Annotated in this window: 24 protein-coding genes; 7 read left to right on the forward strand and 17 right to left on the reverse strand. The window is 48.9% G+C overall.

Features of this window, described 5'->3' with window-relative positions; all coding sequences use genetic code 11:
• Positions 1-74: 74 nt before the first annotated feature.
• Positions 75-1427: a site-2 protease family protein gene (locus VN429_RS11815; RefSeq protein ID WP_325633581.1), complete on the reverse strand. Its 1353-nt coding sequence runs from the start codon at positions 1425-1427 to the stop codon at positions 75-77.
• A gap of 47 nt (positions 1428-1474) precedes the next feature.
• A complete protein-coding gene (rnhB, locus tag VN429_RS11820) occupies positions 1475-2152 on the reverse strand; it encodes a ribonuclease HII (protein WP_325633584.1) in 678 nt (225 codons plus the stop codon).
• A gap of 124 nt (positions 2153-2276) precedes the next feature.
• Between rnhB and VN429_RS11825 the strand changes: the two genes are divergently transcribed.
• A complete protein-coding gene (locus VN429_RS11825; RefSeq protein WP_325633586.1) occupies positions 2277-5285 on the forward strand; it encodes a NosD domain-containing protein in 3009 nt (1002 codons plus the stop codon).
• Between the two features lie 70 nt (positions 5286-5355).
• Here VN429_RS11825 and VN429_RS11830 read toward each other — a convergent pair whose 3' ends face one another.
• From VN429_RS11830 to VN429_RS11895, 14 genes are all read right to left on the reverse strand, one after another.
• Positions 5356-6567, reverse strand: a complete 1212-nt coding sequence (locus VN429_RS11830; protein WP_325633588.1) for an NAD(P)/FAD-dependent oxidoreductase — start codon at positions 6565-6567, stop codon at positions 5356-5358.
• Positions 6564-6737: a 4Fe-4S binding protein gene (locus VN429_RS11835; protein WP_109969209.1), complete on the reverse strand. Its 174-nt coding sequence runs from the start codon at positions 6735-6737 to the stop codon at positions 6564-6566. Before VN429_RS11835 ends, VN429_RS11830 begins: the two co-directional genes overlap by 4 nt.
• Positions 6738-6858: 121 nt before the next feature.
• The gene (locus tag VN429_RS11840) at positions 6859-7938 is read right to left on the reverse strand and encodes an endonuclease Q family protein (RefSeq protein ID WP_325633591.1); all 1080 of its coding nucleotides are present in this window, start codon (positions 7936-7938) and stop codon (positions 6859-6861) included.
• 44 nt (positions 7939-7982) lie between these two features.
• Positions 7983-8735, reverse strand: a complete 753-nt coding sequence (locus tag VN429_RS11845) for a proteasome assembly chaperone family protein (RefSeq protein ID WP_325633593.1) — start codon at positions 8733-8735, stop codon at positions 7983-7985.
• On the reverse strand, positions 8735-8884 hold the full coding sequence (locus VN429_RS11850; RefSeq protein ID WP_109969206.1) for an RNA-protein complex protein Nop10: 150 nt from the start codon (positions 8882-8884) through the stop codon (positions 8735-8737). The genes VN429_RS11845 and VN429_RS11850 overlap by 1 nt, the downstream gene beginning before the upstream one ends.
• Positions 8881-9675, reverse strand: a complete 795-nt coding sequence (locus tag VN429_RS11855) for a translation initiation factor IF-2 subunit alpha (protein WP_325633624.1) — start codon at positions 9673-9675, stop codon at positions 8881-8883. The genes VN429_RS11850 and VN429_RS11855 overlap by 4 nt, the downstream gene beginning before the upstream one ends.
• Before the next feature lie 7 nt (positions 9676-9682).
• Positions 9683-9871 (reverse strand): 30S ribosomal protein S27e, encoded by a 189-nt coding sequence (locus tag VN429_RS11860; protein ID WP_325633596.1) that lies wholly within the window; start codon positions 9869-9871, stop codon positions 9683-9685.
• A gap of 5 nt (positions 9872-9876) precedes the next feature.
• Complete coding sequence (locus VN429_RS11865; RefSeq protein WP_109969203.1) at positions 9877-10155, reverse strand: 50S ribosomal protein L44e; 279 nt, start codon at positions 10153-10155, stop codon at positions 9877-9879.
• A 39-nt stretch (positions 10156-10194) separates the two neighbouring features.
• The gene (locus VN429_RS11870) at positions 10195-10974 is read right to left on the reverse strand and encodes a hypothetical protein (protein WP_325633599.1); all 780 of its coding nucleotides are present in this window, start codon (positions 10972-10974) and stop codon (positions 10195-10197) included.
• Positions 10955-12121 (reverse strand): DNA primase catalytic subunit PriS, encoded by a 1167-nt coding sequence (priS, locus tag VN429_RS11875; RefSeq protein ID WP_325633601.1) that lies wholly within the window; start codon positions 12119-12121, stop codon positions 10955-10957. Before priS ends, VN429_RS11870 begins: the two co-directional genes overlap by 20 nt.
• Positions 12118-13755 carry a tRNA uridine(34) 5-carboxymethylaminomethyl modification radical SAM/GNAT enzyme Elp3 gene (locus VN429_RS11880; RefSeq protein ID WP_325633603.1) on the reverse strand — a complete coding sequence of 546 codons (1638 nt, stop codon included), beginning with the start codon at positions 13753-13755 and terminating at the stop codon, positions 12118-12120. Before VN429_RS11880 ends, priS begins: the two co-directional genes overlap by 4 nt.
• Positions 13756-13759: 4 nt before the next feature.
• Positions 13760-14029 carry a UPF0058 family protein gene (locus VN429_RS11885; protein ID WP_109969199.1) on the reverse strand — a complete coding sequence of 90 codons (270 nt, stop codon included), beginning with the start codon at positions 14027-14029 and terminating at the stop codon, positions 13760-13762.
• A 210-nt stretch (positions 14030-14239) separates the two neighbouring features.
• Entirely contained in the window at positions 14240-14713 is a 474-nt protein-coding gene (locus tag VN429_RS11890) for a UPF0179 family protein (RefSeq protein ID WP_325633606.1), read from the reverse strand.
• 2 nt (positions 14714-14715) lie between these two features.
• The gene (locus tag VN429_RS11895; RefSeq protein WP_325633608.1) at positions 14716-15798 is read right to left on the reverse strand and encodes an NAD(P)-dependent glycerol-1-phosphate dehydrogenase; all 1083 of its coding nucleotides are present in this window, start codon (positions 15796-15798) and stop codon (positions 14716-14718) included.
• A gap of 14 nt (positions 15799-15812) precedes the next feature.
• On the opposite strand from VN429_RS11895, the gene VN429_RS11900 reads away from it, so the two are divergent.
• From VN429_RS11900 to proS, 3 genes are read left to right on the forward strand one after another with little or no spacing between them, the layout of a single operon-like run.
• Positions 15813-16658, forward strand: a complete 846-nt coding sequence (locus VN429_RS11900; protein ID WP_325633610.1) for a DUF63 family protein — start codon at positions 15813-15815, stop codon at positions 16656-16658.
• Positions 16651-17292: a stage II sporulation protein M gene (locus VN429_RS11905; protein ID WP_325633612.1), complete on the forward strand. Its 642-nt coding sequence runs from the start codon at positions 16651-16653 to the stop codon at positions 17290-17292. The genes VN429_RS11900 and VN429_RS11905 overlap by 8 nt, the downstream gene beginning before the upstream one ends.
• Before the next feature lie 10 nt (positions 17293-17302).
• On the forward strand, positions 17303-18739 hold the full coding sequence (proS, locus tag VN429_RS11910; RefSeq protein ID WP_325633614.1) for a proline--tRNA ligase: 1437 nt from the start codon (positions 17303-17305) through the stop codon (positions 18737-18739).
• Positions 18740-18792: 53 nt separating this feature from the next.
• On the opposite strand, the gene VN429_RS11915 is transcribed toward proS, so the two are convergent.
• Positions 18793-19857, reverse strand: a complete 1065-nt coding sequence (locus tag VN429_RS11915) for a PEGA domain-containing protein (protein ID WP_325633616.1) — start codon at positions 19855-19857, stop codon at positions 18793-18795.
• Positions 19858-19970: 113 nt separating this feature from the next.
• Between VN429_RS11915 and thiD the strand changes: the two genes are divergently transcribed.
• The 3 genes from thiD to VN429_RS11930 all read left to right on the forward strand — a co-directional run bounded on the left by thiD (position 19971) and on the right by VN429_RS11930 (position 21361).
• Positions 19971-20756, forward strand: coding sequence for a bifunctional hydroxymethylpyrimidine kinase/phosphomethylpyrimidine kinase (gene thiD, locus VN429_RS11920; protein WP_325633618.1), 786 nt, complete (start codon positions 19971-19973; stop codon positions 20754-20756).
• A gap of 58 nt (positions 20757-20814) precedes the next feature.
• The gene (locus VN429_RS11925; protein ID WP_325633620.1) at positions 20815-20991 is read left to right on the forward strand and encodes a nucleotidyltransferase substrate binding protein; all 177 of its coding nucleotides are present in this window, start codon (positions 20815-20817) and stop codon (positions 20989-20991) included.
• A 202-nt stretch (positions 20992-21193) separates the two neighbouring features.
• The gene (locus tag VN429_RS11930; protein ID WP_325633622.1) at positions 21194-21361 is read left to right on the forward strand and encodes a nucleotidyltransferase domain-containing protein; all 168 of its coding nucleotides are present in this window, start codon (positions 21194-21196) and stop codon (positions 21359-21361) included.
• Positions 21362-21455 lie beyond the last annotated feature (94 nt).

Consider the following 21455-nt stretch of genomic DNA (forward strand, 5'->3'; position numbering starts at 1 on the left):
GATAAAAGTATCCGGATTATTACAACATTTGCATTTTGAAAATTGAAGTAAAAGAGGAGGCGAGGATCTTCTCTTCACATATGGAAGAGGTATGGGAGAGTAAGCATTGCCACCATCAGGATGAGGATGAGGCTGCTCACGGTTCCCACAATCTGCGATCCGTACCGGGAAAGCCCGCGTCGGGCCAGCAGGCGTTCGGTTGCTTCTTTAAAGATGAATCCACCATCAAGTGGGAGCATCGGCAGGGCGTTAAAGAGGCCTGCTGCCAGATTGATGAACCCTGACCAGAAGAGCAGATGAATAATCTGCCAGTACAGCGGGAAAGGTTCGGTGTAATAACTCGTGTCTTCAACATCAAATCCCAGAATCCGAAGTTGCTGACCTTCATACCCTGGAATAAATGGCAGTGAGAGAAGCATCAAAAATCCTGTCGGTGAAAGGAAGCGCTGTGTCGTCTGAATGACACCCTGCCCGTTATAATAATACACTCCCATGAAACCAGACTCACGGGCACCGAGATCAGCCGGCCAGGTAGACAGGTTCAGTTCACGTTCTGATATTGTGCCGTTCTTCTCAAACCCGACCAGAATATGATTTCCAGGGATCGTCTCGTTGAGCACTGAAGCCACTTCTGCGGTATTGCTCACAGGAGAACCATTGATGGTTTTGATGACTGAAGGAACCGGGATACCGGCAGATGCTGCAGGGTAGTCCTTGTAAAATCCGACCACGATAGGTTCAGAACTGGGCACTGCCCAGCCTATCATACCAATCATGAGGACAAAGCATAGCACTCCGATAACCATATTGTTCATAATCCCGGCACCATACATTCTCATCTTTGGCCAGGATGCTGACTTGTTCACCTCCTCTTCGTCAGGCTCCACGAATGCACCGATGGGGATCACAAAAAAGAGGACACCCATGGCTTTCACCCTGATCTTCTCCACCCGGCAGAGGATTGCATGGCCAAACTCATGGATCACAAGGGTAAGAATAAAGGCAAACCAGACTGCAAACGTGGACGGAACAAACTCATTCAGACCAGGGATGAGAAAGAGATTTTGTGGTTTATTAATTGCAGTCGGCTCAGGTTTCAGGGCAACAGTGAGGTTGACCGAGAGGAGTATCATGGCAACCATCAAAATCGAGACAATGATGACCATAAAGACACCGATGGTCCCATATATCCGCAGTCCCCTGCTATATTTTCTGAACCAGTCAAAGAAGGTGACACTTTCGGTCTTCAAGGCAAGAATCGGCCCATAGAACGTTATATGGGATGCAAGGACGGATTTCTCGGCAGAAGGCTCCGGCTCCTCACCTAAAGTGGTATCAGTGCGGGGTGAAGGGAGATAGGTTTTGATGATGGCAACCAATGCCAGGTACATGACAATGACCACCAGAGCGACAAGATACCAGTCCATAGATGTGTACACATTGAACTTGTGCAGTAAAAGAACAGACGGCGGTATCAGAAGAGTTTCTTCTGTCCGGTGTTATTCATCAGGTTCTTGACAGTGGCCCAGCTCCTCCGTGCGATGGGCGGAGGGGCGCCATGTTCCTTGATGTACCTCGTTAAAAATCCAATCGTCACCGGATCTGCCGGATACCCACTCCCAATCTCCCCGTACTCCTCTTTGTAGGAATCAACCAGTCCGTCACGGATTACCTTGGCCACGATAGATGCTGCAGATACAGCAGGGCAGGTGCGATCAGCTTTGTGTTTTGCGATCACCTGGCATGGTTTCCCGATGTAACCGGCAACGGTCCTTCCGTACCTATCCTCATTCACATCGCAGGCGTCAAGCCAGGCAACCGGACAGTCGAGTGTTGCAACCACTTCAGCATGAGCCCGTGCCGTTATGGTATTCATGGTCATTTCTGATCTCAGGGTATCAATATCTGATGCTGTTCTGATGACCACAGCGTAGGGAAAATCTTTTTTTATGAGATCAAACAAGGCCTCACGACGCTTCGCTGTTAGAACTTTGGAGTCCATCACTCCTAATCCGGCAAGCTCATCAAGATCTGAACAGGCGACCCCTGCTACCACCATAGGTCCAAGCACAGGTCCTTTGCCTGCCTCATCAACCCCACAAATGTTCCTGACTCGCGTGCCGGCTCTTTCAGGATTATTGAACGCGGACATACTCTGGTGCATGCATGTGTGGGCCGGAGATTTATAGCGGCTGCCCTACACATCAGAAGAAATGATCAGATCAGACCTTTTATTATTAATATAAACGAATATTTCCCACAGCAGAAAAAACCAGATGATACAGAAGATTTTAGATTTTCGGTTACAGGAGCAGAAAACCCCTGTCCGGACGTCATGTTCTCATTCGTATGTTCAAACCAGGGGGATCGGAGCGCAGATCCTGTTTACGCTACTGGTATTAGCCCTACTGGCAGGTCAGTCAGGAGCAGAAGTAACTGGAGAAGGACCTGCATCATGCATGGTACTGGTCACAAGTACTGAGGGAGGATCTGTAAACCCTTTTGGTGCTACTACTGTCCCATCAGGATCAGACATAACGTTTACAATCACACCCCAGCCAGGGTATGAGATAGATCATGTCATGGTGGATCAGATTGACAAAGGTTCAATCCCTACACTCACCATCTCCCCGGTTATACATGATATTGCAGTTCACATAATCTTCGGGCCCGTGAGCCAGACAACTGTTCATTCTCCTGAACCCGCCGTGACACCATGCACGGTTCAGACAATACCACAACCAACACCATATCGCGGTACTGAAAAGCCGGAACCAGTACAACAACCATCACAGAAGCAGGAATCGATTTCGCAGGTCATTACAGTAGGCAGAACCGGGGCCGATTTTACCAGGATACAGGATGCAATCGAAAGCGCATCACCAGGAAAGATCATCCAGATAGACCCAGGCACATACGAAGAGCAGGTTATCATCACCAAACCCCTCACTCTCACCGGGAAAAAAGGGGAAGAAAAACCTCTCATATCTGCAGGTGAGAATGGCTCTGCTCTTTTAATCACCGCTAGCCAGGTGAACTTAAACAGGCTGCAGATTACTGATGCCAAAAATGATGGAAACGATCTCATAGCAGCAGTGTCAGGAACAGGTATCAGGGACCTGGCCCTTGAGGAGTGTGAGTTCTCCAAATCGCAGAATGGTCTGATTGTGAGTGGAAGCGAAAATATTACAATAACCGCTTGTAACATCACAAATATCAGCAGAAACGGAATCAGCCTTACCACTACCAATGATATCCGGATTATTCAGACCAGAATTTCGGAATGTAAAACTGACCTTATTGGAGAGAACCTGACCCGTCTTTTCATACAGAAAACGCAGATCAATGACGCAGAAGAGAGAGGAGTTTTCTTTGATGGGATTGCTGATTCTGAGATCAGAGGAAATATCATTGCCGGAAACTCTAAAGCCTTGCCTGATACTTCACCAAGTCCGGGTGATGCTCTCCGCCTTGACAGTGCCAGGAATGTGACTATTACAGAAAACCAGATAGTAAGCAACCTGGGTGTTGGTTTCAGACTTGACAAACCAGCAAGGATTACAGTAACAAACAATACCCTCCGCAATAATGCAGCCGGATTCTCCTGCACCGGAGACATCAGGGAGTCTAATACAATAGATCAGTCAAACATCATTGACGGACTACCAATCCTCTATTACCAGGGAATTTCTGGAAAAACTATTGAGGGTCTCTCTCCAGCAACGTTATACCTGGTGAACTGTTCAGACATAACAGTTCGAAACATCGCGATGGCATCAAGGAACGGATATGGAATTGTAGCAGAAGGCGGGAGAAATCTTGCCATCCAAAATATTTCAGTGGGCAGGAACCTGAATCAGAATATCCTCATCACAGGGGTTACAGGAGGAACTATTGCAGAAACTACTGTCCACAACTCAAGCAGATACGGACTTGGGATATCTGATTCCAGCAGTATGAGGATAGCAGGCAGTGAGTTCAGGGACAATGCAATAGGAGTTGCTATCAGAGGGATCTCAACAGGGGTGAATCTTTCTGGAAATTCATTCTCCGGTGATCTTATCGGAGTTCAGATTCAGGAGGGATTCAGCAGTTCAGGATTTGGAGAACTTGCTGGTAACCGGATAAACAGATGCATAACAGGAGTTGTTTCTTCTGGAGGAGGGGCAGGGATGATCAGACAAAACCAGATCAAAGAGGTATCAGAAGGACTGAATCTCTCTGGCTCACAGGATCTTAATGTCGAAGAAAACCAGATTGAGGCATATAATACCGGGTTATCTCTTGCACAGGGATCCTTACACCCATCTGCAATAACCAAAAGCAGAGCGTCATTTGGAAACAGGGTGGTTCGAAACAGTATCACTGCAGGAAAACCCCTGCAAATCCTGGACTCTTCAGAATGGATATATGGCAATACCTTTGTTCTAAACGATTTTAATTCCAAAACCGCTACAACCGGTTCAACCGGGTTATCACCACAAGCCAGCGGGATAGATTTAGAAGATTCATGGGGTGGATTCACTCCTGCCACTTTGGACTTATCAGAATCAGGAAAGAGCAAGCAGGCTGAGCAGGTAGAAACATCAAACACATGGGATACCGGCGAGCGGGTCAGGTACATCTACGGAAACTCAACATTTTCAGGCTTTCTCGGAAACCACTGGACTAGCTACAAAGGAAAGGAGATTGCAGCCAGCGGGGTCGGGGATACACCATACACAATAAATTCAGACAATATCGACAAATATCCTTTAACCGGACTACAGAATCAATACCAGACTGAAGGAGGCGGATATCCACTGGATCTTAAAGCAGGGTGGAATCTTATATCCACACCGTCAGACCTGGCATCAGGACATAATACCGCACAGATATTCAGCGATGTAGATTCAGGAGGACATAGCATGTATTCATTTGCCAATGGATCCTGGACGGTTGTGAAGGCTGATGATATCATCCAGCCATTATATGGGTTCTGGATTTATGCTGCAGATGCAACAACAGTGCCTCTGATCTTTGATCCTGGGACAGTCCCAACACCGGTACACCTGGTGAAAGGATGGAATGTTATTGGGTTCCCTGGAATACAGACGTCAACAGCCGGTGATGCCTTGCATTCCCTGGACAAATCCTGGTCATACGTGATGGGATATAATGCAACCAGCCAGAAATATGATCCACCGATATTCAGAGACGGAGGACTAACAGCAATAATGTATCCATCACGCGGGTACTGGATCCATCTGGACCAGGAAACAGATCTCGAACCCGTGACAGGATAAAACCCCAGCAGTGCCCTGTTAGGGGCCCCAGGAAGGGCCGATAAATATCACATTTTCAAGCAAAAAAAGTTCAGATAGAGTCTATCAGACTCTTGAGTCCGGCCTTTCCAAGTTTCAGCGCAACCATTGGATTGGCAGTGATAATATTTTTGACAAGACTCAGGGTGTTGAACTCAGTCATGTCCATCTTTGAGACCGAATGGATGATTGCATTAAGGTCATCATCATTCAGTTTAACAAAGACTTCTTTTATCTGGTAGTTCCGATCAAGAGCCTTGCCGAGGTATGATGCACGCCAGTCCTGATCATACTTCATGAGGTTCTTCTTGCTGACGTCGCCTTTTGCAACTGCATCTGCACCTACTTCAGCTGCAGACTTTCCGGTATACAGGGCTGCGTAAATTCCTCCCCCGGTAATTGGATCTGATACACGGGCTGCGTCACCAACAATCATCAGACCATCGGCAACAGTGCACTCAAGTGGCCTGCAGATCGAGACGCCACCTGCAATCAGTTCGATTGTCTTTCCATCAGGGAAGTGTTTCTGTACAAAGCGATCGAGGTAATCTTTTGGTCTTATTCCAGGCTTTCCACCACGGTCTCCACCGATACCTATTCCCACGTTTGCAGTCTTCTCACCTTTCGGGAAGATCCAGACATATCCACCCGGAGCAACCTCATTACCAGTAAAAAACTCGGTTGCATGAGGATCGATATCGATACCGGTCATCAGGTACTGGGCACAAGTCTCCATCTCCCTGAGTGGGACTGTCGTATTGATTCCACACCAGCGGGCAAACTTGGACTCAACACCATCAGCCGCTATTGTAAGATCCGCTTTGACTTCGGTGACAGTTCCATTATATTCAAGGAGGGCACCTTTAACGACGCCGTTCTCCATGACTGGTGAGCAGGCCCGGGTCTTGACCATAATGTCAGAGCCAGCTGCAGCAGCCTGCCAGACAAGTTCGCGATCAAACACCTTGCGGTTGAGAACATACCCGACTTCTGAACCTGCCTTCGCGGGATTAAGTTCCATTGAGAACCCATCCGGAGCGATAAGGTGAGCACGTTCAATCTCGGCTGCCACCCACCGCTCATCAGGTTTCATGAACTCGCGAAGCAGTTCCTTGCCAACTCCCTCTGCGCACCTGACAGGGGCACCAGGTGCCGGGCGTTTCTCGACCATCAGGACAGATAAACCCTTTTCCGCCGCGGTTTTCGCTGCATATGCACCGCCAGGTCCACCTCCGATCACAAGCAGATCGTAGGTACTCTTCATTTCTTAACCTCCAGTGCCCCGAGCGGGCATGCACGGACACAGATGCCACAGGTGATGCAGGTATTTGCATCAACGTCCAGATAGGCATCTATCAGCTCAAGTGCACCTTCTGGGCAGACTGAAATGCAGCAGCCGCAATAGGCACAAATGTCCCGACGAACGATGATCATTCCTTATGAGGTGGGCGGGAGACTCCTTTAACTATTCTGTGTGTTCTGCGTGACTTCTTAGGAAAAACAGATAGGTCAAACACATTGCCTGATCAAAAAAGAGACAGCGCGGGTTTTCTATTTACCCGAGAGAGAAGGTCCCATACTGTCCTCCACCACCAGGGTGCAGGACAATCCTTCCCTCACGGAACGCCGATATTGCGTCACCAAGTTCCAGGTGGAACTCCCTGATATCATCAACAGGTGTCTCAGTGAGTACTGATATCTCATCGCCGAACGCGACCAGACATCTCTGATACAGATCAGAACACTTTTTTGTTGTTGGTGAACAGGTTCCAAGAGTCCGCTGAATAATCTCTGCAAGAGGAATGATGTGCAGATATGGAGGCCTCTGGGTTTCAGGACCCGATGAGAGTTCCTCTGCCCTGTCACGAACACCTTTCTTTATTCTCCCTTTATCAACAGGACATTTCCACTTGTGTGCTTCTGCTTCAGAAAGGGAATATGGGGTAAAACATCGGGTGCATGCAGTCCGGTTGTACTTGCCTTCCTCAGGAAAGAACCCTGCATTCATGACAATCGTTCCGGCTTTGACAGCATCCAGTACTGCCATAGTATCAGGATGGTTTGAGTTGGTCTCTATTCTGGTGAATTCACGCCCGAGTTTTGCAGGTTCGGGACTGTGAGCATCTGAGTTTGTGAGAAACGGTACACCGGCAAGGTCAGCGATCCGGCTTCCGTATCCGCTGTCAGCTGATAGACCAAGTTCAAGGAGATCAATTGGTTCATCACCATAGCAGGATGCAATCGAGTTGTGTGAGGCGTATAGGGACGTCCAGGGGGTAAAAGCATGGGCAGGGCCAATCATCCCACCCAGATCATGAACCCGACAGGCAATATCCTCACCCTGAAGCTTCACCTGGGGGCGCCCGTTTTTCCCAATATTTTTGCTGAATGGTGCGAGGGCATCTGCAAGATTCCCGGCAGCATCATAATCAGGAAGTAAAATCAGGTGATGGACTCTGTCGGCTCCTTCAACTTCGGTTGTAGGAACAGCAATCATATCCACTGGCACTGATGTTTTCTCCCACATTTCAAGCCAGACAGGATGCAGAATATCCCCGGTCCCGATAACAGAGATACCTTTGAGCCGGCATCCGTTAAGGATCGCTTCAGGCAGCATCCGTGCAGAGGATGCCATTGAAAAACAGGAGTGAATATGGAGATCGATATTGAGGAGCATACTTAGCCGATATAGGAGAGTTCTTCCTCTGACTTTTTCTCCTGTTCAAGAAGACGCTGCACGGCAACTTCCATCTCACCGGCACGTTCCTTGAGGTTTGCAGGATCGATAGAAATACCAATAAGTCGTGTCAACACTTCCAGAACCAGGGCAGCACTCTTTGGATCAACAAGGTAACCAGATGTCTCTCCCATCAGGCATATTCCTTCGATCTCAAGTGGTGCTGAGAGCCCGAGCATCAGGCCTGCTGCACCGATGATTCCTCCTCCAGGCTCTCCATCACCGAATACTCCCCCAGCGTCAATTACGAGTTGTGAGAGTGACTCTTTATTTACCGCTGTAATGACCCTGGGAGTCTCGATGAAGTGGCCAACTCCGTACCCACCAATTGTGTATATCCGCTTAACCCCAAGTTCGTGTGCTATATCCACATACACCTGGGAGAGGAGATAATGGCCTTCGTTGGAGGTACTCTGAAAGTCTCCTATCAGAAAGAGAAACGATCCTTTCTCTCCTGAGCACCGGTACAACTCATTATTACAGAGCCTGACCACCCCGTTCTCACCGATAAGGACCTGTGGCGGGAAGTAGATTGACTGGATTTCAGCAATCTTAACAGCCCCGAGTTCCTGGATCATATGTTCGGCGACAAGTTTGCCGACATGACCAATTCCCGGAAGTCCTTCGATCATTACAGGTGCGGTCCGGTCTTCGGGCGCTACCGCTTCATCAAAAACCACCGTGATATCTTCCATCACCGGGCCATCCTCCGATATGAACCAAGCCGGTCCTGCGGAGAATACCGTGCAGGATGCGGAGTTACCGTGGGATGACCACATTGTGGACAGGTTTCAGAAAGAGTATAGAGGTGGTCAACAGGACATTGCCTGATTCGACCTTTCATACGTGCTTACCAGCTTTTGCCTTCCGGGTAAACCGGCCTTCCCCGCCGGCGCGTTTCATTACACCGATTGCGGCACTGGAGGCCTTTTCGAGATTTTTCTCTGCTTCCTTGTAATTAGGGGCAGACACCTTGATCCGATAGTTTGGAGCGCCGAGATAAATGATCTCAACATGCTCATCTTCAGATTTGGGCTCTGCACTGCGGAGAGCACGTCTGATGATATTGACACCGTCCGACTTGCTGGACTGCAGGTAGAGATCACCTGATATCGTCACAGTCGGCAGTTTGACATTCTCTGTTGCTATCTTATACAACGCATCTGCGATCGGAGCATCAAGACCAAGTTTATCAAGGATTTCACGCCCTTCAAGGACAAAATCCTCAAAAGCTGGATGAAGGTCTGGATATTCGCGGTACAATGAGTCAGTTATCGCCTGAACAGCATCTTCACAACCTGCTTCTGCGGCAGCAAACCCAATCCACTTACGTGCCTTGGACTCGTTCTTCCAGATCCTGATCTTTTCTCGCCGCTGATGCTCGTTGACATCCTTAAGGGAGAGATCGATATGGCCTTTCTGCGGATCGACGTTCAGTACTTTGCAGACGACCTTCTGTCCTTCCCTGATGTGGTCTCTGATGTACTTAATCCAGCCGCGGGCGATCTCAGAGATCGGGATCAACCCTTCCTGATCGTTGTACTCGTCAAGAGTCACAAAGGCTACAAAGTCCTTTACGTTCTTAACTGAACAGACGACCAACTCGCCGGTATCTGGCCACTCTCTCTCCTGCATTAGGTGCTCACTCAAATGCAGATATGATTTCTGCCTTGATATCTGCTTTTCCACCGGTTGGGGTGGCAAGTACATGACTGCAGACGGCACAGGCAACAGTACTGCTTGCCTTCTCAAAGATGAGCTGCTCGTTCTCACAGTCCGGACACTTTACTTTGACAAACCTGCTCCGGTTATCGCGTTTTGCTTCTACCATCTTACTCACTCCGTAAGTTCGAACTTGCCCAGTCTGTACCCTGCTCTCAGGTGTGCCTTGTGGCATGAAGTACAGCGGTACCGTACATTGATCTTCTTGGTCGGCTTGTCGCCTCCAGGAACCTTGGAAAATTTACCCATGTTACCGACACGGCCACGGCGTGCTTTCTGACGATCGATCCAGTGAAGACCGGTTGTCTTGCCCTTCTTAACCTTTTCAATCTCGTGCTGCTGATGACTGCGACAAAACGGGCAGTATGTCCTGAATTTTGATGGCATCTTCATAAAATGAGCCTCATCTGGGTATAGAGAATACCTACATTATTAGCCCGGATTTATATTTAAGACTATGTCGCGTTCTGCAAGCACTTCGGCATTTCTTCCCGGCAATGTCAGGATATCCCCGGTTGAGATCTCATAAGTCCGGCCGTCCACACCCATAAACGGCTCCATATCTGCCAGAACACGGACGAGAGTATACGCGAACGGCTCATCATCCTCGTCATCAGAGGGCGTCCAGCCTTCCTCCTGCTCGTATGCGCGTACGGGAGACTCAGTTACAAGATCGCTGGAGGCTACAGTTTCTAGGCTGCCCGGATCAATGACGGAAGTCATTGCAACACTGTCAGCTTGGGAGACGGGTTCGTTTCCGGCAGAAATGGGAATATCAGATATCCGTTCAGGTATCTCAACCCTGATAGGAATTGGACTCCTGCCAATAGCCTTCCACTCTATGAGTGCGATACGGCATGTACGGATACCATCAACGATCCTGTTGAACATCTCGAGTTCAGCCGGGATGAGCATGCGAAGTTCTTCACGTTCGATATAGGATCCATCAGCCTGACTCTGGGCAAGGGAAACAATCTTTTCAGAGCGGAGGTGAAAGAGTTCCTCTGCAGTCGTTCTGATGCTTGCAACCTTTTCTATCAGGATGCGGGCTTCATCAGAGAAGGGATCGTCCATGATGATCACCTCCTGCTGTAGTGTTTTGATCAGAAGCGCAGTTGTCTGATAGAGATCATGAGGGATCTGAACCAGCGTTCCACTATCCCGCTCACCGAGGAGGATGCCCCGAAGATCTTCAAGATGCAGGAGATCCACCTCCTGCTATCTCGGCCATACCCCGGCAGCAGAGGAAGAGTGCCACCGCTTCAGGAACCTGCTGGACTCCGGGATGTATCTCCCATTCATTTCCAAGCAGTTGCACCGTGTAGTCACGGGGAGACTCGACTCCTACACCTCTGTCCCCGAACGGGACAGCATCAATGAGGGGGTCAAAGTCAGGGAGTTCTTTCACGGCGAGAGGAGTTACTTTGAAGCCAGATTTGGCATGCAGAGAGCCGGGAAGCCTAATGAGTCTTCTGATATCAGTGGTCACTGGTTCATCTGCCTGAATACCTGCTTCGCGTATTTTCGCATACAGCGGGCTATCTTTCTCTGTTGCAAGGATGGAAAGGATCTCGATTGTTGTCGGATCCCTGACATTCACCTGCCTGGGATCTGAATTGAGTTGCTGCACCAGTGCAGAAGCATTTTGCAAAAATCTGGTACCCCGGGTATCTCCGATTCCACGGAGTGAGCAGAGTGAGGCTTTCGCTTCCGATGCCGGGAGCGAAAGCAGATCCTCCAGGTATGTGATAAGACATGAACGGTATCGCTGATGCCATCCTGAGCGGCCGGGCTGAAAGTCACTCAGCATCCGGGCCGGACTGACACCGATTCCACAGATATAGTCGATCAGTTCACGCCGTTCCTGTGCATCAAAACTCCGGAGTGCAATCTCCTGCACATGAATATGATACCCTCGTCCCCCTGAGAAGACAAGGCGAACAGTGCGCATATCGATTCCAAGTTCCTCATCAAGAACAGTAATCAGTTTGACGGCTTCTTCCTTGATCCGCTCAAGCATCTGCTGGTAGGATCCCCGAAGAATATGGTCAGCATCCAGGTCAAATATCAGGTCAGCGCCGAGCCATTTCTTGTCTCCCATAGTCGCTGCTTGAGGTGTCTGGTAATATGCAGTTGAGTAGTAGGCATGGGCAGGAACGAGATTTTTTATATACGCCTGCATCTCTTCCGTTGAGCCAAATCCGATATGCCTTCTCATCCTGATATCTTCAGGATAATTCCCATCAAAAAAGATAAACCCGAATTCGCGCTGGCCTGACGAAGATGGAGGTGTGATCTGCACCCTACCGTAGTACTCAGTAAACCGCTGCCTGATGAACGTCAGGGTCGATGCTCTCATGCCGAAAGATCCCTGATCATGTAGGGGCCGAAGCGTTCATAACCAAGTCGGCGGTAGTAAGGTCTCACCCCGATGCCTGCCATGATTGCCATCCGGGAATAACCGGCATCAGCAGCCTGCTGCTCAGCCTCAGTAAGGAGTTCAGTGCCAAACCGGCGATGTTGCCGATCTTCGCCAGAACCACTTCTCCCTATTGGAACAACCTTCCCATACACATGCAGCTCGCGGGTGAATGCTGCGTCCCGGGTCTCCGGTCGCCAGGTATCACTAGGGAGCCGCAGCCTTGCAAACCCAATCAGGGAGTCTCCGGAGACAAAACTGATGAACCGTTCCTCTCCACCACAACTGTCATATGGCAACGTCTGAAGGACTGCTTCATCATCTGAAGATCTCCTGCCAATCTCCCGGCACCTGATGCACCGGCAGACTCCTCCCTTCTCAATAAGGTGGTGTTTGGCAAGTTCACGAAAGTTGGAATGCCTTGATCCGGCCAGGATCCGATCTGCCGGGATATCGCGCTGGACACGCTGAAGCCGGCAGTACTCTGGAATGGCAGCCTTGGCATCTGCAACAATATCGATCAGTTCGTCCTCCGGATACACATCATAGCCACCCTGATTATGCAACTCTTCTATGCCCGTGCCTGGGGTGATGAGGGTTGGATATATTTTAAGAAAGTCAGGCCTGAACCTCTGATCACTAAATAACTCCTGAAACATCATCCGGTCCCGGTTTGCATCGCTACCTGGAAGATTTGGCATCATGTGAAACCCTACCTTGATGCCTGCATCACGAAGGAGAGTATTTGCCTTAACAGCATCAGCAACAGTGCAGCCACGCTGATTCAACTCAAGGACGCGGTCATCAAGGTGTTGGACTCCGAGTTCAACCTTGGTCACCCCGAGGGCAAGCATCCGGTCAATATGTTCAATGCGGCACCAGTCAGGCCGAGTCTCAAAGGTAATAGCCACACATCGGACTTTTGCTTCCTCATTTCTGGAAAAGATGGAATCTCGTTCTCCAGACTGAAGTGGAGTGGCTTCACTTACAGGTCTTTGTCCGATATCTTCTGAAGGAGGTACGAACTCAGGTATTGAACCAGATTCATACTCGTTCATCGCCCTGATACAACTTGCAGTAAACCATTCCTGATATTCCTCGTCCCTGGCAGTAATGGTCCCTCCCATGACGATAAGTTCTGCTTTGTCAACATGATGACCGAGCTGTTCAAACTGTGAAAGCCGTGCGATGGTCTGATCATAGGGATCAAACCTGTGCATGAAGGCACGTCTTGCTGCAGGTTCTCCCCCGGTGTAACTCTGGGGAGAGTGATACTCATGGTCAGGTCCACCCGGACAGGGGAGACACTTGCCATGAGGACAGGGAGCTGGCGAGGTCATTACCGCAACCGGTGCCACCCCGGAAAGGGTTCGTGATGGTTTTACCAGCAGAATAGGGCGGAGCAGCTCTCGCTCATCAACAGTCGCACAGGCAAAGATTTCAGAATTGCGTGGAACCCTGGAGAGATGATATTTCTTACAGACCGTTGCAACGATCCTACGAAGATTGCAATCTTTAGGATCTGATACTAAAAGAAGGGAGACGATCTCCCGATATGCGGTCTCTTCGTCCATTATGTCAGTTTTCAACCGCTATTTCAGGTGTGACCATATCAGTAAACCCTATCACAGGGGGCTTATGCTGTTGCTGTTTGATGTGGTCAACAATCTCCTGTCCCAGAATGAGGATAGCTTCCTTATGTGACCTCTTATTCTTGTGGATATGGACAGGAGAGATGTGCAGAGTATCATACCGATCAGTGGGAACTTCCTCACTGGTTGTAAGTTCATAATACTTCTTAACGTGGACAAAAAGCATGTGTAAATGTAGCAACTCTTCCTTCTGCACTCAATCACCTGGAACACTCAACATGACTGTCCACTGTGGTTTGGATATATGTTATGCAAATGGTTTATTAAAGGGAAGACTCTGAAGAGCGCACGCCACGAAATAACTGAAATTCAAAGAATTTGTCCGCGCTTTTAGAGCAGGATGTCTGGATTTTATGTCCAGAGAAGATATAGAATACGATGAGAAATCAATCCTGAAAATGAAGACTTATGAAGAAATTCTGGGTAGCACATCAGGGAGAGGAATCACTCTGACCATCACAGGTTTGAGGTCTGAGCGACACAGAATCTGATCATCCGGCATGATCTCTGTGATGATATATTTCTGACCGCTGACAACTCCGGCAGGGTGACATTCGGCATACCATTCACAGGCTTCATCACACACCGGGAGTTTGATAAGAACGGTTGTATGTTTTTTTGCCAGGCCAACAGGGACCCGAATCTCAACCGGTGCTTCGGTTACATCTACCGTTACTGTTCCTTTCAGATGAACCGGGCACGAATGGTTTGCAGCCCTTATCGCCATGACCTCATATCTTCTTCCTACCTCCAGATTGTGACAAACCCGTGAGATGGAACATGATTCACATTCTTCAGTCTTTCCATCATAGACAAACTGAACACCAGGCTTCGCATATGCTGATCCGACAATTGTAACCCGAGTCTTTTTCTGCTCCATAATTACTCCTCGTATAGCATCCGTACCAGATGCTCAGCCGATTCGCGGGTGATTCCAGTATCTAGGATAGTAAACCGTTCTGGTCTGATATCCTTTGCGCTGAGCAGGGCTTCAGTTACTACCCGGTCGGGGATTTTTAATTGTTCAGGGGTAGTAGGTGCACCAATCTGAATCAGAGACTGTCTGATGGCTCGCCAGTCACCGCCGTGCAGATACATGGTCATAATTGCACCAATGCCACAGACCTCCCCGTGGAGTGCTCCTCCGGGCATAATCCGTTCAAGTGCATGAGCAAACTTGTGCTCTCCACCAGAAGCCGGACGAGACGAGCCGGCTATACTCATCGCTACCCCTGACGAGACGAGTGCTTTGACAACTATCCAGGCAGCTTCCTCCTGACCAGGCTTTATCAGCCGGGAGTTTTTCACGAGAATCTCTGCAGTCATCCTCGAGAGTGAGACCGCATACTCACTGATCTCTTCTCCCCGCAAACGGTGGGCCAGTTCCCAGTCAAGAACCGCTGTGTAATTGGATATGACATCGGCACAACCAGAAGCCAGAAGGCGATGAGGAGCCCGGGCAATAATTCCGGTATCAGCCACTACAGCAATCGGAGGATGGGCCTGCACAGATACATTCCCGTTTTCAGTGGGAAGTGTAGCCCTGCCTGATACAATGCCATCATGAGATGCCGCGGTAGGCACGCTGATGAACGGGATGTCAAGGTTGTAAGAAACGATCTTTGCAGTATCAATAACCCGGCCACCCCCGACCCCGATGATGAACTCAGCACCTGCTTCTCTGCCGACCTGCTCTGCCTCTTTCAGGAGACCGGCATCCAGCCGGGTTGCTAAAAAATGAGAGATTGTATAGTCATGACTCAGCACGGCACAGACCTGATTTCCGGCTACTTCGCGGGTCGCAGAGCCGGTGATGATAAGTGCAGACCTCCCTGGTTTGATATCAGCAAGGATAGCAGGGAGCTGTTCTATTGCATTGTGGCCGACGAGGACATCACGTGGGAGTTGTGTCCATCGTGACTTGGAAAAGTCCCTCCTCAGCACATTTATGTCATCTGCACTCATGTAGCTCTCAGCACATGATTAGGGAATTCATCTACAAATACTACATAGATCCCATCAGGTATGGTCAGCCCTATACCCTTGTTGACACGCTGACCTACGCAGGAATTCTTATCATCTGTGTCTGGTTGATCTACCGGTGGCTTTGTAAGAGTAATATATCAGTTGACCGTGAGTTTGTGTATGCTCTTATCCCATGGGTTATCTGGGGCGGATTACTTAGAGTCGTAGAAGATACGGGCGTTTCAGGATCCGGGTGGGGGATACTGCTTACCACACCGTTTATATTCTTCCTGATATTTGCAGTTGCAGCACCGACACTCTGGGGACTGTGGTTTCTTGAAAAAAGGGAGGTTATTTCAAAATTCAAACGGACCTTTGGGATCGTTGGCGCAATTGTAAGCCTCGGAACCCTCATATTCCTGCTTTGGTACGGATTGACCACGACACGGGTTGACATGATGGTTGCGGCCACCATCCTTTCCATGGCAGCTGTCTCCACAGGCATCGTATATGCATTTCTCAGGCATGTATTCAGGTGGGAGTACGTATCAGACCGGCTCTATCAACTGCTTATCTTCGGACACATGCTTGATGCAAGTGCCACTAGTTATGGAATAGATCTTCATTCAGTTCCATATGTTGAGCAGCACGTGGTTGGATCAGCACTGATTGCCATGACCGGTACCGCTTTTGTGATGTTCCCGCTTAAACTTCTGGTCATTATTCCAGGTATCTGGATCCTGGAACAGTACCGTCGCTCCGATAATTCGGGTATCTGGTATCTTATCCTTCTGGCAATGATAATGGTTGGAATGGCACCGGGTATTCGGGACATGCTCAGGATGGTGCTCTATGTCTGATCGTCCCTGGAATGATGAAGAAGAAATTGTGCAAACGCCAGAGACAGTATCATCCTCCCGCTACACCCCGTTTCAACAGGAATTTCTCAGATATCTCGGGATCTCGGTCCTGGTATTTATCGTTGGGTGTGCTGGAGGATTTTTATCCTCACAGGCTGATCCCGCATTTGGTGAATCGCTTGTGAAACTCTTTAAAGAGATGATCACAAACGACATCATGTCTGATGCTCCCCCGCTCCTGGCACTACAACTGTTTTTGAATAACCTGGAATCGTGTGTTTTACTCTTTCTCGGCGGGGCAATTCTTGGTGTAGTAACCCTGCTTGTCCTCTCCTTTAACGGGATCGTCATCGGAGGTATCCTAGAAGTGGTAAGGGGAAAGACTGACATCGTGGTGATGTTTGCCTCCATCGTCCCGCACGGGATCTTTGAACTTCCTGCTGTACTTGTATCATCGACCCTCGGCCTGATGCTTGGAAGGGCAGTGATGCTTGAACTGGCCGGACAGGGAGATGCTTCAGCACAGGCATACGTGCTGGGAAGACTCTTTATACGATATGTAGTCCCCTTCATCGCAATCGCGGCATGTATAGAGGCATTTATCACTCCCGCAGTCTTAGGAATGGTAGCATAGGAGCTGTGTAATGGAAGAGCAAGAGGCAACTCTCCCGCCAAAGGCGGAATTCTCAGAATGGTACAACGATATTTTGTGGCGTGCAGAGATCATGGATGTACGCTACCCCGTGAAAGGCCTCTATGTCTGGTTCCCATTCGGATTTGGGATCCGCAAGAGAGTATACGGAGTTCTACGTGAATTGCTTGATCGTGACCATGAAGAGGCGCTTTTCCCACTACTCATTCCTGAAAATGAGTTCATGAAAGAGGCAGAGCACATCAAGGGATTCGAAGAGGAGGTATACTGGGTTACCCACGGCGGAACCAGTCCTCTTGATGTGAAACTTGCCCTGCGTCCGACGAGTGAGACGGCTATTTATCCGATGTATGCCCTCTGGGTCAGATCACATGCTGACCTTCCTATAAAAGTGTACCAGATCGTCAACACGTTCAGGTATGAAACCAAGCATACACGACCGTTGATACGGCTCAGAGAGATCACCTCGTTTAAAGAAGCACACACTGTTCATGCTACCTGGGAAGATGCAGAAAAAACTGTCGAAGAGGCGATCGCGTTGTATCGCGAATTCTACGACAGGATGTGCATCCCAGTCCTGATCTCAAAACGGCCAGACTGGGATAAGTTCCCTGGTGCAGATTACACAATCGCCGTTGATACGATCATGCCAGACGGAAGGACTCTTCAGATTGGAACAGTCCATCACCTTGGTGATCACTTCTCAAGAACCTTCTCAATCTGTTACGAAAATCTCGCAGGTGAACAACAATACTGCTATCAGACCTGTTATGGGATTTCAGAACGATCCATCGCAGCCCTCATCAGTCTGCATGGTGATGACCGGGGCCTGGCTCTGCCTGCTGAAGTAGCCCCTACACAGGTCGTCATAGTCCCGGTTATCATGAAGAAGCGCCAGGAAGAGGTTCTTGAAGCTGCTGAAGCACTTAGAAAAGAACTCATAACAGCAGGATACCGGGTGAAGGTGGATACCCGCGACCTGCGTCCAGGGGCCAAATATTACTACTGGGAACTTCGCGGCGTACCACTCAGGATTGAGATCGGACCACGCGATATCGACAACGGGGTAGTAACTGCTGTAACACGCTTCGGCGAGAAGTCCACCATTGCACGGGCAGATTTCACTAATGGAGTCCAGGTGAAGATGGCCGCCATGAACGAGGCGATGACTACCCGGGCAGTGCAGCACATAAAGGATCATCTTTTCCCGGTTGAAGATATCACCGGTCTGAAGGAAGTTATCACAAAGGGAGTTGCAGCTGTTCACTGGTGCGGATGCAAAGAATGTGCAGACCGGATCGAAGAAGCGGCAGATGCAAGTATCCTTGGAACTGAAGTCAGGTCAGAACTTATCGGTAACGGATCAGGAACCTGTGTGATCTGCGGAAAGCCGGACTCAGTTATGACCCTCGTCGGCCGGAGTTACTAATCCCATTTCGCTTTCCCTTTTTTTCCTGAAAAAAGAGTTAACTCTCAACCGGCTTATCGCCGGGAGATACAGAACATCCCTGCAGCAATCCCAAGCAGTACAACCATAACAGGCAACCCGGTACGTGTCGGAGCTGGCATAGGTGTTTGTGTTGGGACCGGAGTGGAAATAGGTGCAGGAGTTGGCGGCTGTGTTGGCACCCCACTCAGAACTGCTGTTATTGGCAGAGTCTGTCCTTCGATCACCTGCACTACGCTGATATACGAGGCATATCCTTCTTTCTGAAGAGTGAGAGTATAATCTCCAGGTGTGAGACTCGAGAGGTAAACAGGGGTAATACCCATGAATTGATTATTCAGGAATACCTGTGCATCAGCTGGTTCAGATTGTATCTGCATCGCACCAGTTGAAGGTCCCTGCTCAACCCCTTGATTTAGCACAACATTGATGGTCCTAACCTGGCCACGTTCAACAAAAACCGTGCTCGTGTATGGAAGGTAATTATCGTACTGTATTAGCAGATCATAGTTTCCCGGCTGGAGTGATGAGATGTCAAGGTACCCGGTGCGAGGTGTCCGTCCCCGGTATTTGTTGTTCAGGTATACTGAAGCGCCAGATGGGGAACTCAGGATCTGAAGTGAACCGGCCCGATAATAATAATTTGATGAAGAGTAGGGATAGTTGGAATAATACGGATAATAGGGATGATCATCATCCCAGTATGAATGCGACACATACCTGTATCCAGAAGGATTAGTATAGACTGGGTATGGGTTGCTCACCGGTCGGTAGTAGCTAGGACTACGGAAATGATCAACTGCAACCACCGGTGACAGAGGAGCAGGATAAGGGTTTGAAATCGGTGCCCGTGGACCGGGCATAGGATTCTGAGTTTGTATACTCCTTCCTGCACTGGGATGAGAGACCGGATTTTGCCAGGGAGGGTTTGGAGAGATTGGTGATGGAGAATTTCCAGGTCCGGCAGGGTCAGTGAATGAGATGGGTGGATCAGAAGAAACAGGACCCACATGATTCCCTCCCTGAAACTCTGCACCACACCCGACAGAAAGTACAGTGACAACTAATAATACCAGAATGAGATCTGTTCTAAATGACATAACCACTATTCCCTAGTTATTGGAGATGAACCTATCTCATTTATCCCATGAGTGTGAAGAATACTCACTAATACCGACTGCCATAATCCGACTATTACTGGTTTTTGATCCATATGACATGCACATTCCATACTGCCCTCACAATTGCCGGTTCTGATCCTTCAGGAGGCGCCGGTATTCAGGTTGACCTAAAGACATTTGCTGAAGTGGGTGTCTGGGGAATGGCAGTAGTAACAGCCCTTACTGCACAGAGCGCCAATCGGGTGTCAGGAGTCTGGACCATGGAACGTCATGTGGTGAGAGAGCAGATCTCAACCCTGCTTGAGGATATCACACCAGGAGCTGTAAAGACCGGGATGCTTTCTACAGATGAAATAATCCAAGCGGTTGTACAGACCCTGCCCGACAACATTCCATTAGTTGTAGATCCGGTGATGATCTCCACTTCAGGACACCGGTTATTGGAGGATTCAGCAATCAAAAGCATGAAAGAGGTACTTCTTCCTCGTGCTACCGTTGTAACCCCGAATATACCAGAGGCGGAGGGTCTAGCCGGGATAAAGATTACAGACGATGCATCCATGATTGAAGCAGGGATGAAAATCCAGGAGCTTGGGGCAGGAGTTGTGGTTGTAAAAGGCGGTCATGGAACCGGGGTTGAGTCCGTGGATCTCCTGATCGACAGTAATGGAGTTACCAGGCTCACCTCACCCCGGATGCCATACCAGGTACATGGTTCTGGTTGTTGTTTCTCGGCTGCAGTTACAGGATTTTTGGCCCAGGGATATGGAGTTGATGAGTCCTGCAGACTAGGAAAGGAGATTGTGTCGAAAGCTATCAGAGAGGCAATAGCCGGTACAGGTGGAATGAGAATGGTCAATCCAGGAGGGGTTCAATGATAGTGAAAGAACAAACGGATACACCTGTTTTTTTATTTCTCAGAGAATACGATAATATATGCTTGACCTTACCTCTTTGAATAATGCTATCAAATCACTGGATAACGCTGTTTTAGTGCTACAGGATGAAGAGGGGGAAAAGCGAATACCTGCAAATGTCAGAGAAGTCATCGAAGCAGGAGTAATTCAAAATTCTGAATTTACGTATGATCTCTGCTGGAAATTTATGGTGTGATGGATCATACTAGAAGTCTCACCTGAGAAGGCTTCTCCCCGAACCAAACGAGATGTATTCAGAACCTCTGCACGGTACGGACTTATCAATGACCCAAAACCATGATTCAGATACACGGAGGCGAGGGCGGAGATGGTCCTTTCGACCGCAGGTGATTTTCTCCAGGATGCCAAAAATTTCTATCTGGAATTGGTAGTAGTCAATGTTTGATTTGAGTGATGGAGATTACGGGCTTCTTCTTGATATTCTGCATGAGTACCTTCCAGGGTGTAGAGTATATGCATTTGGATCCAGAGTAAAGGGGAATAACCATCGATGGTCTGATCTGGATCTCTTTATTGAAGGGACTACCCGGTTTTACCTGAACTAAAGGAGAAATAGCCTGAGTCAGATCTTCCAATTTTCATAGATGTTATTGATTCACGAGAGATAACACAGGAATTTAGAGAGATAATAATGAAGAG

Origin of the sequence: Methanospirillum sp. (assembly GCF_035560735.1) — an archaeon.
In the GTDB taxonomy this organism is placed as follows: domain Archaea; phylum Halobacteriota; class Methanomicrobia; order Methanomicrobiales; family Methanospirillaceae; genus Methanospirillum.